The organism is Rouxiella sp. WC2420 (assembly GCF_041200025.1).
Classification (GTDB): domain Bacteria; phylum Pseudomonadota; class Gammaproteobacteria; order Enterobacterales; family Enterobacteriaceae; genus Rouxiella.
This window is the reverse complement of sequence record NZ_CP165628.1, coordinates 4,794,803-4,808,592: the sequence shown is the minus strand read 5'-3', so window position 1 is coordinate 4,808,592 and position 13,790 is coordinate 4,794,803. Positions and strand designations below refer to the sequence as shown.

General features: G+C 51.2%; 16 protein-coding genes. 7 read left to right on the top strand and 9 right to left on the bottom strand.

Annotated elements, in window-relative coordinates:
- The first annotated feature begins 61 nt into the window (after positions 1–61).
- From AB3G37_RS22130 to AB3G37_RS22100, 7 genes are read left to right on the top strand one after another with little or no spacing between them, the layout of a single operon-like run.
- Positions 62–838 carry a DUF4311 domain-containing protein gene (locus tag AB3G37_RS22130; protein ID WP_009634889.1) on the top strand — a complete coding sequence of 259 codons (777 nt, stop codon included), beginning with the start codon at positions 62–64 and terminating at the stop codon, positions 836–838.
- Between the two features lie 13 nt (positions 839–851).
- Positions 852–1,499: a DUF4310 family protein gene (locus AB3G37_RS22125; RefSeq protein ID WP_009634888.1), complete on the top strand. Its 648-nt coding sequence runs from the start codon at positions 852–854 to the stop codon at positions 1,497–1,499.
- A 38-nt stretch (positions 1,500–1,537) separates the two neighbouring features.
- On the top strand, positions 1,538–2,677 hold the full coding sequence (locus AB3G37_RS22120) for an amidohydrolase/deacetylase family metallohydrolase (RefSeq protein ID WP_009634887.1): 1,140 nt from the start codon (positions 1,538–1,540) through the stop codon (positions 2,675–2,677).
- Complete coding sequence (locus tag AB3G37_RS22115) at positions 2,661–3,779, top strand: DgaE family pyridoxal phosphate-dependent ammonia lyase (RefSeq protein ID WP_369789099.1); 1,119 nt, start codon at positions 2,661–2,663, stop codon at positions 3,777–3,779. The genes AB3G37_RS22120 and AB3G37_RS22115 overlap by 17 nt, the downstream gene beginning before the upstream one ends.
- The gene (locus AB3G37_RS22110; RefSeq protein ID WP_009634885.1) at positions 3,776–4,516 is read left to right on the top strand and encodes a KDGP aldolase family protein; all 741 of its coding nucleotides are present in this window, start codon (positions 3,776–3,778) and stop codon (positions 4,514–4,516) included. The genes AB3G37_RS22115 and AB3G37_RS22110 overlap by 4 nt, the downstream gene beginning before the upstream one ends.
- Before the next feature lie 56 nt (positions 4,517–4,572).
- A complete protein-coding gene (locus AB3G37_RS22105) occupies positions 4,573–5,772 on the top strand; it encodes a lactonase family protein (protein ID WP_369789098.1) in 1,200 nt (399 codons plus the stop codon).
- Positions 5,773–5,785: 13 nt separating this feature from the next.
- Complete coding sequence (locus tag AB3G37_RS22100; protein WP_369789097.1) at positions 5,786–7,702, top strand: transcription antiterminator; 1,917 nt, start codon at positions 5,786–5,788, stop codon at positions 7,700–7,702.
- A gap of 47 nt (positions 7,703–7,749) precedes the next feature.
- On the opposite strand, the gene npr is transcribed toward AB3G37_RS22100, so the two are convergent.
- From npr to kdsC, 9 genes are all read right to left on the bottom strand, one after another.
- Positions 7,750–8,022 carry a PTS phosphocarrier protein NPr gene (npr, locus tag AB3G37_RS22095; RefSeq protein WP_009634882.1) on the bottom strand — a complete coding sequence of 91 codons (273 nt, stop codon included), beginning with the start codon at positions 8,020–8,022 and terminating at the stop codon, positions 7,750–7,752.
- Between the two features lie 27 nt (positions 8,023–8,049).
- Positions 8,050–8,904, bottom strand: a complete 855-nt coding sequence (rapZ, locus tag AB3G37_RS22090; protein WP_009634881.1) for an RNase adapter RapZ — start codon at positions 8,902–8,904, stop codon at positions 8,050–8,052.
- Between the two features lie 46 nt (positions 8,905–8,950).
- Positions 8,951–9,421 carry a PTS IIA-like nitrogen regulatory protein PtsN gene (ptsN, locus tag AB3G37_RS22085; protein WP_009634880.1) on the bottom strand — a complete coding sequence of 157 codons (471 nt, stop codon included), beginning with the start codon at positions 9,419–9,421 and terminating at the stop codon, positions 8,951–8,953.
- 132 nt (positions 9,422–9,553) lie between these two features.
- On the bottom strand, positions 9,554–9,841 hold the full coding sequence (hpf, locus tag AB3G37_RS22080; protein WP_009634879.1) for a ribosome hibernation promoting factor: 288 nt from the start codon (positions 9,839–9,841) through the stop codon (positions 9,554–9,556).
- Positions 9,842–9,864: 23 nt separating this feature from the next.
- Complete coding sequence (rpoN, locus tag AB3G37_RS22075) at positions 9,865–11,298, bottom strand: RNA polymerase factor sigma-54 (RefSeq protein WP_369789096.1); 1,434 nt, start codon at positions 11,296–11,298, stop codon at positions 9,865–9,867.
- 47 nt (positions 11,299–11,345) lie between these two features.
- Complete coding sequence (gene lptB, locus AB3G37_RS22070) at positions 11,346–12,071, bottom strand: LPS export ABC transporter ATP-binding protein (protein ID WP_009634877.1); 726 nt, start codon at positions 12,069–12,071, stop codon at positions 11,346–11,348.
- A gap of 3 nt (positions 12,072–12,074) precedes the next feature.
- Entirely contained in the window at positions 12,075–12,641 is a 567-nt protein-coding gene (lptA, locus tag AB3G37_RS22065) for a lipopolysaccharide ABC transporter substrate-binding protein LptA (RefSeq protein WP_009634876.1), read from the bottom strand.
- On the bottom strand, positions 12,619–13,194 hold the full coding sequence (gene lptC, locus AB3G37_RS22060) for an LPS export ABC transporter periplasmic protein LptC (protein ID WP_009634875.1): 576 nt from the start codon (positions 13,192–13,194) through the stop codon (positions 12,619–12,621). The genes lptA and lptC overlap by 23 nt, the downstream gene beginning before the upstream one ends.
- Positions 13,191–13,757: a 3-deoxy-manno-octulosonate-8-phosphatase KdsC gene (gene kdsC, locus AB3G37_RS22055; RefSeq protein WP_009634874.1), complete on the bottom strand. Its 567-nt coding sequence runs from the start codon at positions 13,755–13,757 to the stop codon at positions 13,191–13,193. The genes lptC and kdsC overlap by 4 nt, the downstream gene beginning before the upstream one ends.
- Positions 13,758–13,790 lie beyond the last annotated feature (33 nt).

Sequence of the window (13,790 nt, the reverse complement as noted above, 5' to 3'; positions counted from 1 at the left end):
CTGCCTCTGCAAAGAATGCAACCTTGCCCGCACGAGTCAATATAATCACAAGGATAACCTGATGTTTCTAATTATCTTATTTAAGTCGCTTATTATCGGCGGACTGGTAGGGGTTGGCGTAGGTGCAGGTGCTGCACGTATGTTCCATGCTCCGACCGTGCAAGGAATGGGGGCTTTTCGTACGCTTGGGGAACTCAACTCCTGTGAAGGCGATCCTGCCTCACACTTCTCTTTCGGACTGGGCTTCTTCTTCAACGCCTGGGCGTCCTCAGTGGCGGCCGGTTCCTTCACGCAGGATGTCGACCACCGGATTATTCCAAACTGGGCCGCGGCCGTGTTGATGATGAAAAATCGCAACGTGGCCGAAACCCTGCACGATCCGCGCAAAATGGCGATCGCGGGTGGCATCATCGGCATGATCGTGGTGGCTTTCCTGAACACCACGGCCTCTGCCGTACCGCCTGCATTGCAGGTTACCGCCATCAAGGTGCTGGTGCCTGCGGCCAACCTGCTGGTTAACACCGTAATGCCGGTAATTTTCTGGCTCGCGGCTATCGATGCAGGCCGTCGCTCCGGCTTCTGGGGCACCATTTTTGGTGGGCTGGCTCAGTTGATCATGGGCAATGCTGTGCCGGGTCTGGTACTGGGGATCCTGATCGGCAAAGGCGTAGAAGAGGGCGGCTGGAACCACGTCACTAAAGTCATGATGGGCGCAATTATCGCGCTGTTCGTGCTTAGCGGCTTCTTCCGTGGCTTCGACGTCAAACTATTGCAGTCCTTCATGCTCAACGTGCCGACCTGGCTGAACGGCATTCACAACTCACTCAGCGGCAAATAAGGGGTTCATGACAATGGAAGAACAAGCCAAAACCGGTTTCTGGTACGCCGAGTGGTCATTCCCGATCTTTGTCGGGCTACTTTCCGCCGGGGTATTTGCCGGTACACACATGTATTACCTGTACGGCATCGGTGCCTTCAACGAAGTGGCGTTTGTGTCAATGTTGCGTTCGGGCATGGACACCGGCGTGTATGGCGCGGTAGCCGCTTTCGGTGCCAGCTTCCTGTTTGCGCGCATCATTGAAGGCTCGCTGGTGGGGATTCTGGACATCGGCGGCGCCATTCAAACCGGCATCGGCCTCGGCGTTCCCGCGCTGCTGCTCGGCTCGGGGATCCTGTTCCCGGTGACCAACTTCGCGGCTTCACTGGTAACGGGTTTAGTCCTCGGACTGGCCGTGGGTTACATCATTATTTTGGCACGTAAGTTCACCATCAATCAGGGTAACTCGACTTACGGCGCTGACGTGATGATGGGCGCAGGCAACACCACGGGGCGTTTTCTCGGGCCACTGATTATCCTGTCTGCAATTTCGGCCTCGATACCGATCGGTTTGGGATCACTGCTGGGTGCGCTGGTGTTCTATCTCTGGAAGAAACCACTGACTGGCGGCGCGATCCTCGGTGCAATGATCCTTGGGGCCATCTTCCCGATTTCACTGTAATGGTCTAAAAATGCACAGGTTTCAAGGAGAAATGCCGTATGTATGATTTGATTGTCAGACAAGCCAAAAAAACAGACGGCAGCCTGATTGATATTGCGATTCTGGACGGCAAGCTGGCGGCAATTGGCCAACTTGCTACCACAGAAAGCGCCAGGAGAATCCTCGATTTAGAGGGCAAATGTTGGGTCAGCGCAGGGTGGATCGATTCCCATGTGCATTGCTATCCAAAATCGCCGATTTATCACGATGAGCCTGATTTGATCGGAGTCGCCAGCGGTGTGACCACGGTTATCGATGCCGGTAGCACTGGTGCGAACGATGTCGATGATTTCTATCGTATTACTCGCGATGCCAAAACTAACGTCTACGCCTTTTTGAACATTGCCCGCACCGGTATTGTCACGCAAAACGAACTGGCCGACATGACACAGATAGACAAGGTGGGTGTCCGTCAGGCGATTGCCAACAATCCTGGTTTTATCATTGGCCTCAAAGCGCGGATGAGCAGCAGCGTCGTGGGCAAAAATGGTATTCAACCTCTGGTGCGCGCCAAAGAAATTCAGAAGGAAAACAATCAGCTGCCGTTGATGGTACACATTGGTAACAACCCACCCAATTTGGATGAGATCGCCGACCTGCTGGCATCAGGCGACATTATCACCCACTGCTTTAACGGTAAGCCTAATCGCATTCTGACCCCGGAAGGACAGCTGCGCGACGCGATTAAACGCGCACTCGAACGTGGCGTAAGGTTGGACGTCGGGCATGGTTCAGCGAGCTTCAGTTTTGCGGTTGCCGAAGTGGCGATCAAGCAGGGCATCATTCCGCACACCATCAGCTCGGATATTTACTGCCGCAATCGGATCAACGGCCCGGTGCATAGTCTTGCGACGGTGATGTCAAAATTCTTTAGCGTTGGCCTCACGCTGGCGCAAGTTATTGATTGTGTTACCAGCCATGCCGCGCAAGCGCTGCGCCTGCCCAATAAAGGTCGCCTTGAAGTGGGCGGTGATGCCGATCTGACACTGTTTGCCGTTGAGCATGCACCGCAGATATTTGTCGATTCAGAAGGTCAGTCGGTCAAGGGCGACCGCATTCTGGTGCCACTGGCGGCGGTTGTCGCCGGTGAGCCGATATTAACGGATGAAGGGAAGTCAAAAAATGTCTTCAATCTATGAAAAGTATGATTTAAAACAAGTGATTAATGCCTCTGGCCGCATGACGATTCTCGGCGTGTCCACTCCGCGTGCGGACGTGGCTGAAGTCGTAAATTATGGTCTGAATCATTTTTTCGAAATGAAAGATCTGGTCAATAAGACCGGTGCCTACATTGCCAAACTGTTGAACGTTGAAAACGCGGTTGTGGTTTCCTGTGCCTCGGCGGGCATCGCGCAATCCGTGGCGGCCATCATTATTAAAGACGATGCCTGGTTACTGGAAAATCTGCATGCCGCACCACTGACCGTGGCCAATGAAATCGTACTGCCTAAAGGTCACAATGTTAACTACGGCGCGCCGGTTGCGACCATGGTCAGCATGGGTGGCGGTAAAGTGATCGAGGCCGGTTATGCCAACGAATGTTCTGCTGCACAGCTGGCTGCGTCCATCACAGCGCGTACCGCAGCCATCTTGTATATCAAATCCCATCACTCGGTACAGAAAAGCATTCTGTCGGTGGCAGAAGCCGCTGAAGTGGCTCGCGAACACCAACTCCCGCTGATCGTTGATGCAGCGGCAGAAGAAGATCTGACCTGCTACTACCAGATGGGCGCAGACCTGGTGATTTACAGCGGTGCAAAAGCATTGGAAGGCCCGACCAGTGGATTGGTGTTGGGCAAAAAGCAGTACGTTGAATGGGTGAAGCTGCAATCCAACGGGATTGGCCGTGCCATGAAGGTCGGCAAAGAGGGCATTCTTGGGCTAACTCAGGCGATCGAAAGTTACATCAGCCAGCCAAAAACTACCGGCCGGGAAATGGTCGATAAAATGACGCCGTTTATCAACAGCCTTAACGATTTGGACGGAGTTTCGGCCAAAGTAGTGTGGGACAGCGCCGGGCGTGATATTGCGCGTACAGAAATCACCTTTGACGAAGCGCGGCTAGGGTGGAAAACCAAGGCCATTGTCGATGCGATGAAGACGGGCGAAATTGCGATTTATTTCCGTGGCTATCGCGCCAATGAAGGAAAGATTGACGTCGATGTCCGTAGTGTAACGCCGTCGCAACTGGTTACCGTAGCCGAGTGTTTTAAAGCCTTGTTTAGTGGAGAGAAACCATGAAGCTGACCCCGAATTTTTATCGCGATCGCGTTTGCCTCAACGTGCTCGCCGGTTCGAAAGATAATGCCCGTGAAATTTATCAGGCGGCTGAAGGTCACGTGCTGGTTGGCGTGCTGTCAAAGAATTACGCCGACGTCGAGAGTGCCGTAGCAGACATGAAAGAGTATGCCGCGCTAATTGAAAACGCGCTTTCCGTTGGACTGGGGGCGGGCGATCCGCGTCAGTCTCTAATGGTCAGTCAAATTTCTCGGCAGGTTCAACCACAGCACGTAAATCAGGTATTTACCGGCGTCGGCACCAGCCGCGCGTTGCTGGGCCAAAACGACAGCGTGGTCAATGGACTGATTTCCCCGACCGGCAAAGTGGGTCTAGTAAAAATTTCCACTGGCCCACTGAGTTCGACCGCCAGCGACGGCATTGTACCTGTCGACACGGCAATCGCACTGCTGAAAGACATGGGTGGCAGCTCGGTGAAATATTTCCCGATGGGCGGCCTGAAAACTCGTGAAGAGTTTGCCTGTGTTGCCCGCGCCTGCGCGGAGCAGGATTTCTGGCTGGAACCGACCGGCGGTATCGATTTGGAAAATTTCGAAGCGATTATGGAAATCGCTCTTGAGGCCGGAGTCAGCAAAATCATTCCACATATTTATAGCTCGATTATCGACAGTGCCAGCGGCAACACCCGCCCTGAAGATGTCAGAACCTTGCTGGCGAGTGTGAAAAGGCTTTTGGCCTGATCGGATTTTTCGGGTTGTAAGCGGTTGTTCTTTCCATTAAAAGCATAAGAGGAACTATGAGAAACTGGCTACGTATTTCAGGTTTAACCTCAGCGTTGCTGGCAGCTTCTGCCACCCCGCTGTATGCAGCAGAGAAGGCAATGACTCCCGAGACATCTCATTATGCCTATGTAGGCACTTACAACCCGAACGGCGAAGGCGTTTATCGCTTTAAAGTTGATGCCAAATCTGGGGCGCTGAGCGACAAGACCTTGGTCAGCCAACTGCCGAACCAGTCGCAGATGGTGGTGGGGCATCAGGGCAAAACTCTGTATGTCGGCAGTGAAGTCGACAATTACAACGGCGGTAAGCACGGTTCAGTCGCCGCCTATCATATTAATCTCGAAGATGGCAGCCTGAGCCTGATTAATCAGGTCGATTCCCAGGGTGCGGGTCCGGTATATCTTTCACTGACTCCGTCAGGGGATCATCTGCTGGTCGCGAACTATATCAGCGGTGTCGTGGCGGCCTTCCCCATTGACAGCAGCGGCAAGCTGAGTGATGCCAGTTCGGTGCATCAGGATTCTGGTCCTGCGGGCGCGGGAAAACCCGCTGCGGCAGCCGAGGGCAGCTTTGCCATCAGCGATCATAATGGTCCCCATGCCCACATGATTGCCACCGCTCCTGGCAGCAAGTTTGTTTTCTCAACCGATCTTGGTTTGGACAGAATTTATCAGTGGAAGCTTAATCCGGCAGATGGTCAGCTGGTGGCAAACGATCCGCCGTTTATCAATGCCTCATCTGCGGGAGCAGGTCCACGCCACTTTGTGTTCCATCCCAACGGAAATATTGTATTTTTGGTCAATGAAGAAGCCTCGATTCTGACCAGTTATCGATTCGACAAGAGCAAAGGCACGCTCACCCAGCTGCACAGTCTTTCCACGCTACCGCCCAATTTCAAAGGGACCAACTTTGCAGCCGGGATAGTACTCAGTAAAGACGGCAAGCATTTGTATGTCGCTAATCGCCTGCACAACAGCATTGCGCAAATTAACGTCACCGGCAGCGGTGACATGCACTGGGCCGATGAGTTCTGGACGCGAGGCGATTATCCGCGCACGCTGACGTTATCCGCCGACGGCAAATACGTTTATGCCATGAATCAGCGCAGCGATAACATCACTCGATTCAAAGTTGAGAGCAGTACTGGAAAATTAATTTTTGTCGACGATTATACTGCGGTTGGCAGTCCGTCGCAGATGGTCATGGTGCCTTGATAACAGAAGGTTTATGGTGAGATTTCCCTATCAACGATTAGCCGTATTGTTTGATGCCTTGCAGTCGGAAACGCTGCCTCAGGATGAGCTGGCGAAACGCCTGGCTGTTTCGACGCGCACGGTGCGCGCCGATGTCACCGCGTTGAACGAAATCATGCAGCAATACGGCGCGTGCTTTGTGCATAATCGCGGCAGCGGCTACCAGCTGAAAGTGGACGATGCTGCGCTGTTTTCCATGCTGCAGCAGCCCGCGCGGCCTGATAACCCGACGCCGCGCAGTGCTGCCGAGCGGGTAAACCGGTTGCTTATCCGCTTTCTCACCTCCTCCTTTTCCTTAAAACTGGAAGATCTGGCCGACGAATGGTTTGTCAGCCGGGGAACCCTGCAAAATGACATGCCCGATGTCCGTGAGCATCTGGCGCGTTACCATTTGAATATCGAGGCCAAACCGCGTTACGGCATGAAGCTGTTTGGCTCCGAGCTGGCTATCCGCGCCTGCCTTACCGATTTGCTGTTTCAGCTTAACAGCGATGATCAAATCAGCCCGTTCCTCAAGGCTGAAAGCCTCGAACCCGAGGCACTCCAGCCACTGACCGATTTTATGCATCAGCTACTGCTGCAGTCATCGATTCAACTGACCGACGAAGGCGAAAAGTATCTGATTCTGTATTGCGCAGTGGCGGTGAAGCGCATTGCCGGTGGGTATCCGCTGACTGATTTCGATGCGGAAGAGCAAGAGCCGGGCGTGAAGAATATCTCGGTTATGCTAGCCGCTGAGCTGAAAAGAATGGTCGGTAAAGAAATTCCTGCTGCCGAAGAGGCTTATTTGCGGGTGAATATTGCCGCCAGAAGGGTACAAAGTATTCTACCCACTGATATTAACGCTGACGACGAGGAGTCGCTGGTCGATTATATCTTGTCGTATATCAATGCTCACTATAACTATGATCTGCAAGGTGATAAGCAGCTTCGATCAGATTTGCTGACTCACATCAAAGCGATGATCACTCGGGTTAAATACCAGATCAATATTCCTAATCCGCTGCTGAATAACATCAAACAGCATTATCCGATGGCTTACGACGTTACGCTGGCTGCGGTTTCAAGCTGGGGAAAATATACCCCTTATAGTCTGAGCGAAAATGAAATTGGCTTCCTGGTGCTGCATATCGGTGTCGGACTTGAGCGGCATTACAATATCGGCTATCAGCGCCATCCGCAGGCGATGCTGGTGTGCGACACCGGTAATTCCACCATTCGGATGATCCAGGCTCAGATTAGCCGAAAATTCCCACAAATTGTTATTACTCGCGTTATTTCGCTGCGAGAGTACGAAAAGCTTCAGCATATCGACGAAGATTTTATCATCGCAAATGCGCGCGTTGCCGAGCGTAATAAGCCGGTGGTGGTCCTTTCTCCATTCCCGACTGAGTTCCAGATGGAGCAATTGGGGAAACTGGTGCTAGTGGACCGTACGCGGCCATATATGCTGGAAAAATTTTTCGACCAGCGCCACTTTATGCGCCTTGATGAACCTATGACTCAGGCGCAGTTGTTTCGCAAAGTGTGCAGCCAGCTTGAGGAAGAGGGGTATGTTGATGAGGAGTTTCACCCTTCGGTGGTTGAACGCGAAGAGATTGTTTCGACCATGCTGGGTGAAGGGATCGCGCTGCCGCACTCGTTAGGACTGTTGGCCAAAAAAACGGTGGTAATTACCGTGCTCTCACCCCAAGGCATCAAATGGGGGGATGGCGAAACGGCGCATGTCATCTTCCTGCTGGCGATAAGCAAGGCCGATTATGAAGAGGCAATGGCGATTTATGATCTGTTTGTCACTTTCGTGCGCGAGAGATCGATGAGCCGCCTGTTAACCAGCAAGAGCTTCGATAGCTTCAAGGAGATTGCGATAGATTGTTTGAGCCGGATTTAAAAGGATTTTTCTCAAACAGGGCGGCGTCTGCGGCCCTGTCAAAAGGCTTAGTCTTCATCAAACCCTGAATTAATCAGGTTGATGACAGCCTCCAGCGCTTCTGCTTCATCGGGACCGGTGGCTTCGATTTCAATTTCTTGACCTTTAGGGGAATCGAGCATCAGCAATGCAATAACGCTGCTTGCTTCGGCCTCAATACCCGCGTCGTTACGCAGCATCACTTCCGATTCAAAACTTTGTACCAGCTCGAACAGCTTCATGGCCGGTCTTGCGTGCATTCCCAGCCTGTTTTTAATCTCAACCTTTTGTTTTATCGACATAACTTTTACCGTTATAAAGAGAAACTGTCACGATTTGCGCTTTTCAAGCGTGCGGTGGCGGGACTGTACGTTCTTGCCACGGGAACGAAAATAGTCCGCGAGCTGCTCGGCCACGTAAACCGACCGATGCTTACCCCCCGTACAACCGATTGCTACCGTTAGATAGCTACGGTTATTGGTTTCCAGCATCGGTAGCCATTGCTCGAGATAGCTGCGCGTTTGATAGATAAAATTATGAACTTCAGTATGGCGATCGAGGAAGGCGGCAACGGGTTTGTCCAGGCCGGTCATCGGGCGCAACTTCGGGTCCCAATGTGGATTTGGCAGGAAACGAACGTCGAACACGTAATCTGCATCGATAGGAAGGCCGTGTTTGAAACCAAAGGATTCAAACACCATCGTCAATTCACGCTCGCGTTTGCCCAACAAACGGGTGCGCAGCATTTCAGCCAGTTCATGCACTGACATCTCGGAAGTATCGATAATCAGGTCAGCGCTTGAACGCAATGGCTCAAGCAGCTCGGCTTCTTGATCAATCGCGCTTTCAAGAGACAGATTCTTGCTGGAAAGAGGGTGCAAACGCCGAGTATCGCTATAGCGACGGATCAGCGTGTTGCGATCGGCATCCAAAAACAGCAGCTGTGGCGAGAAGCTGTCCGGAAGCTGAGTCATGGCATGTTCGTAAACTTCAGGCGTCTCTGGCATATTGCGCACGTCGATACTTACTGCGGCTGAAGTATTACGTTCGGCCAACTCTCTGGCGAGCTGAGGCAGTAAAACGACCGGCAAATTATCAACGCAATAAAAGCCCATATCTTCCAGCGCACGGAGGGCAACGGACTTCCCGGAACCAGAACGGCCGCTGACAATCATCAGCACCATTATATTCTCTCCCAAAAATACTTTTGTCTTTCAAGTTATAGGGGTGCTACTCGTCTTCGGTAATAATCTGGAATAACTCTTCGTCGCTTTGTGCCCCGCGCAGACGTCGACACACTGCTTTATCAGCCAGCTTTTTGGCGACCAGAGACAGAGTATGTAAATGGGTTTTACATTGATCTGCAGGAACCAACAAGGCAAAAAGCAGGTCCACCGGCTGATTATCCACTGCGTCGAAAGCAATCGGCTGTTCGAGTTGGATGAATACGCCAACGGCTCGCAACGTGTCTTCTTCGAGTTTTCCATGAGGGATCGCGATCCCAGCACCAATCCCGGTACTGCCCATGCGTTCACGGGTCAGAATGGCATCGAAAATCACCTGTGGCGAGAGGTTCAGCTGTTTGGCTGCCAGTTCGCTAATGATTTCCAGTGCGCGTTTTTTACTGGCGCAGTGAACATTGCTCTTGGTGCATTCGGCATTTAATACCGAGGTCAACTGCAGTGCTGTATCGTTAATCATCTCATTTTCACTTAGACTGATCCCAAAGATTTATCGGCTCGCACTTTACCCTCTTAACTTGAAGTTGCACCTGTTTTAGTAGCAATTTCAAGTACCAAAGATAAAAATAGCGAACCGATATAAAGTTAAGGATCAGTGCTGTTTCAGTTTGTCTTTATGCTTATTAAGCTGTCGGGCCAGTTTGTCTACCAGTCCATCGATAGCGGCATACATATCCTGATGTTCCGAGGTTGCATGCAACTCACCCCCGTTCACGTGCAACGTAGCTTCCGCCACTTTTTGCACTCTCTCAACGCTCAATATTACGTAGACCTGGTTAATACGGTCAAAATACTGCTCTAGTTTCGCAAACTTTGCGTTCACAAACTCTCGCAGAGGTTCGGTAATTTCTACGTGATGCCCGGTAATATTGAGTTGCATGATGTCTTCCTTCTCTGTTGAGGTCAAACCAACTGTTTACGCTGGTTTGATGGCGGGATTGACAAAGACTCTCGGTATTTCGCTACAGTGCGTCGTGCCACCATAATGCCTTGATCCGATAGCATAGTGGCTAACTTGCTGTCGCTCAGAGGTTTGACGGGGTTTTCCGCCGCGATTAATTTTCTCACCAGTGCGCGGATTGCCGTGGAAGATGCTTCACCACCGCTATCCGTACTTACATGACTGGAGAAGAAATATTTTAATTCGAAAATGCCTCGCGGACTGTGCAGGAACTTTTGCGTAGTCACACGGGAGATTGTCGATTCGTGCATATCCACGGCACTGGCGATATCTGCCAGCACCATGGGTTTCATAAACTCTTCACCGAGATCAAAGAATGCCTGCTGCTGCTCAACAATACAACGTGTCACTTTCAATAATGTGTCATTGCGACTTTCAAGACTTTTAATCAACCACTTGGCTTCTTGCAGGTTACTGCGAATAAATTGTCCGTCGCTATCGTTACGCACTGAATTACCCATCGCGGCGTACTGTTGATTGATCTTCAGGCGTGGAATGCTGTCTGAGTTTAATTCTACCGTCCAGATTTTGCCTACTTTACGTACCAGCACGTCTGGAATGACATATTCGGATTCACCGGTGTTGATCGACTGTCCAGGCCTTGGGTCCAGAGACTGGATCAGCTGCATGGCACCTTTAAGTGTATCTTCTTTTAAACGTGTTGAACGCATCAGCGCACGAAAATCGTGATTTGCCAGCAGATCGAGATGTTCGCTGACAATCAGGCGTGCTTCGGTCAAAAACACGGTTTCAGAAACATACTGCGATAGCTGAATCAGCAAGCAATCACGCAAATCTTTCGCCGCTACGCCGACCGGGTCAAAACGCTGTACGCGCTTGAGCACCGCCTCTACCTCATCCATGCTGACTTCTTCATCGCCAATACTTTCGAGGATGTCGTCCAAAGATATGGTGAGATAGCCGGTGTCATCGACAGCGTCAACAATCGAGGTTGCAATAGCGCGATCGGTATCGGTGAAGGGTGTCAGTTCGACCTGCCACATCAGATAGTCTTGCAGAGTCTGAGTAGTTTCACCCTGATAGACCGGCAGCTCGTCGTCGCTGTAATCATTGCCGGTGCCCGAAGGCGTACCTGCGGTGTAGATTTCGTCCCAGGTGGCGTCGAGTGGAAGTTCCTCGGGCATGTCTTTCTGCTCGAGGGCTTCGCGGGTATCAAGCGCTTCGTTTTCAGGGGCTTCTACTGAGTCTATTTCATCGTGCAGATCGGATTGTTCCAACAGCGGATTGCTTTCCAGCGCCAATTGTATCTCTTGCTGGAGTTCAAGCGTGGACAGCTGCAACAGGCGAATTGCCTGCTGTAGCTGCGGTGTCATTGCCAATTGTTGGCTGAGCCTGAGTTGCAAACCTTGCTTCATATCTTGGATTCTTTCCGTTTTTAAAAATTCGCCGATAACTTAGATGATTAAAGACGGAACGCTTCGCCCAGATAAACGCGTTTAACTTGCTCATCCTGCAGGATTTCTGCAGGGGTGCCGTGAGCAATAAGATGCCCCTGGCTTACAATATAAGCACGCTCGCACACATCGAGCGTTTCACGGACGTTGTGGTCGGTAATCAACACACCAAGCCCGCTGTCACGCAGGTGTTCAATTATTTTTTTGATATCGATAACTGAAATTGGGTCAACACCCGCAAATGGTTCATCCAGCAGGATAAATTTCGGGTTGGCGGCCAATGCACGAGCGATTTCTACACGACGACGTTCACCGCCTGACAGTGATTGCCCAAGGCTGTCGCGCAGATGGGAAATATGAAACTCTTCCATCAGCTCATTGGCACGAGCAACGCGCTGTTCTTTGTTGAGATCCTCACGAATCTCCAGCACCGCCATCAGGTTTTTGAACACGCTCAGACGACGGAAAATTGAGGCTTCCTGTGGCAGATAGCCAATCCCGCGACGGGCACGAGTATGGAGTGGAAGCAGACTGATATCTTCGTCATCAACCACAATCCGCCCTGCATCGCGTTGAACGATACCGACCACCATATAAAAGGTGGTGGTTTTACCTGCGCCGTTTGGCCCCAGCAAGCCGACGATTTCGCCTGACTTGACTGACAGACTCACGTCTTCAACAACTTTGCGGCCTTTATAGGCTTTAGCCAGGTTTTCTGCAATTAATGTTGCCATAAGTTAGTATTTACTCTTTTTCGGTGCTGCAGCCGGTGCGCCAGGAGCTGGGGTTTTTTCCTGAAGCTGAGAAGGTATCAGCACGGTGGTTACACGGTTGCCCTTGTCGCTAAATGCCTGCATCTGCTGCTGCTGCACCAGATAGGTAATGCGGTCGCCTGTAACGTTGCTGTCCAGCTGTTGCAAATAAGCTTTGCCTGTCAGCGTAATCAGATCTTTGTCAACTTCATAGCGGACTTTCAGGGAGTGCCCTTGAATCGGCTTGCCGTTGTCCTGCATCTGGTAGAAAGTCACCGGGTTACCGAAGCCTTCGACGATTTCTTTGCCAGATTGACCGCCAGGGCGAACAATGGTCGCGCGATCGGCATGAACCAGAATACTACCCTGTTTGACCACAACGTTGCCCGTAAGGGTCACGGTATTGGTATTGATATCCACAGCCTGATTGTCAGAAGTGACCGTCATTGGCTGCTGCGTGTCGGTTTTCAACGCCAGCGCCGGGATGCTTACCGCTAACAGCGAGGTGGTAATCAACAGGTTACGGATTTTATTTTTTGCTTGGAATTTCATAATTAGTATTTACCTTCTCGATCAACTGTGCGGTTTTATTCCTCAAATTTCCACGCATTCGCATGCCGTTAGAGGTGAAACCTGTACCGTAAATGTAGACTTCGTCGTCTGACGCTACGTCCTGTGTGACCAGGTTAACCTGGGCATTGTCTGTTTTTATTCTTTGCAGCTGTGACGTTGTTGGCGTCAGACTATCAATTTGCACGTGACCATAAAGATACAACATTTTATCGTTGGTCAATTTTGCGCGATCGGAACGGATAGTCCAGGTCGCGACGCTGGTGTCTGGATCATACGTCGTCACAACCGGGTTGGTGAACCATGACACGAGATCGGTCGTATAATATTTAACTTGCTCGGACACCAGTCTGTAATTCAGTTTGCCGGTCGGATCGTACACCACTGTTACGCTGTGCTGGCTCTGATAAGTTGGATCCTGTGTATTCAGCGGAGGTGCAGGCGCTTTATTATCGTTATCCGATATCGTCCAGCCAATCAGCACCAAAACCAGCAGGCCCAGCAACAGAGTCATCCAAAGTCTTGTTTTGCTCATATCGACAGCCCTTTGGCGTCCTCCAGCTTGCCCTGTGCCATTAAAATCAAATCGCACAGTTCACGAACTGCACCGCGTCCACCTGCGATGCGAGTAATATAATCAGCTTTGGGTAGCAGGATCGGGTGGGCATCGTTAACAGCAACGGAGAGACCGACTTTCTCCATCACCGGCCAGTCGATCAAGTCATCACCAATATAGGCAACCTGCTCAGGTTGCAGCGATAGTGTATCTAACAGTTCGCGGAAGGCCAAAAGCTTATCAGACTGTCCTTGATAAAGATGGCGGATGCCCAGCGTTTTAGCACGATCTTCCAATAATTTGGCCTTGCGCCCAGTAATGATTGCCACTTCAATATCTGAAGTCAGCAGGCAACGGATCCCATAGCCATCGCGCACGTTGAAGCTTTTCAATTCTTCGCCATTATTTCCCATGAAAATCAGGCCGTCAGACATTACGCCATCAACGTCACAAATCAGCAAGCGGACAGCTTTGGCTCGCTCCAGCACTTCTGCGCTAACGGGACCATAACAGGTATCCACATTGGCTGCGCTATTACTCATTCGGGCAGTTCCTTACGTTACAGGCCAGGTTCA

Bases quoted from the DNA above. Each gene is read 5' to 3' on its own strand.
- lptB (WP_009634877.1), bottom strand. From the start codon at position 12,071: ATGGCAACATTAATTGCAGAAAACCTGGCTAAAGCCTATAAAGGCCGC.
- hpf (WP_009634879.1), bottom strand. From the start codon at position 9,841: ATGCAACTCAATATTACCGGGCATCACGTAGAAATTACCGAACCTCTG.
- AB3G37_RS22120 (WP_009634887.1), top strand. From the start codon at position 1,538: ATGTATGATTTGATTGTCAGACAAGCCAAAAAAACAGACGGCAGCCTG.
- lptC (WP_009634875.1), bottom strand. From the start codon at position 13,194: ATGAGCAAAACAAGACTTTGGATGACTCTGTTGCTGGGCCTGCTGGTT.
- AB3G37_RS22125 (WP_009634888.1), top strand. From the start codon at position 852: ATGGAAGAACAAGCCAAAACCGGTTTCTGGTACGCCGAGTGGTCATTC.
- AB3G37_RS22130 (WP_009634889.1), top strand. From the start codon at position 62: ATGTTTCTAATTATCTTATTTAAGTCGCTTATTATCGGCGGACTGGTA.
- npr (WP_009634882.1), bottom strand. From the start codon at position 8,022: ATGTCGATAAAACAAAAGGTTGAGATTAAAAACAGGCTGGGAATGCAC.
- AB3G37_RS22100 (WP_369789097.1), top strand. From the start codon at position 5,786: ATGGTGAGATTTCCCTATCAACGATTAGCCGTATTGTTTGATGCCTTG.
- AB3G37_RS22110 (WP_009634885.1), top strand. From the start codon at position 3,776: ATGAAGCTGACCCCGAATTTTTATCGCGATCGCGTTTGCCTCAACGTG.
- kdsC (WP_009634874.1), bottom strand. From the start codon at position 13,757: ATGAGTAATAGCGCAGCCAATGTGGATACCTGTTATGGTCCCGTTAGC.
- rpoN (WP_369789096.1), bottom strand. From the start codon at position 11,298: ATGAAGCAAGGTTTGCAACTCAGGCTCAGCCAACAATTGGCAATGACA.
- AB3G37_RS22105 (WP_369789098.1), top strand. From the start codon at position 4,573: ATGAGAAACTGGCTACGTATTTCAGGTTTAACCTCAGCGTTGCTGGCA.
- AB3G37_RS22115 (WP_369789099.1), top strand. From the start codon at position 2,661: ATGTCTTCAATCTATGAAAAGTATGATTTAAAACAAGTGATTAATGCC.
- lptA (WP_009634876.1), bottom strand. From the start codon at position 12,641: ATGAAATTCCAAGCAAAAAATAAAATCCGTAACCTGTTGATTACCACC.
- rapZ (WP_009634881.1), bottom strand. From the start codon at position 8,904: ATGGTGCTGATGATTGTCAGCGGCCGTTCTGGTTCCGGGAAGTCCGTT.
- ptsN (WP_009634880.1), bottom strand. From the start codon at position 9,421: ATGATTAACGATACAGCACTGCAGTTGACCTCGGTATTAAATGCCGAA.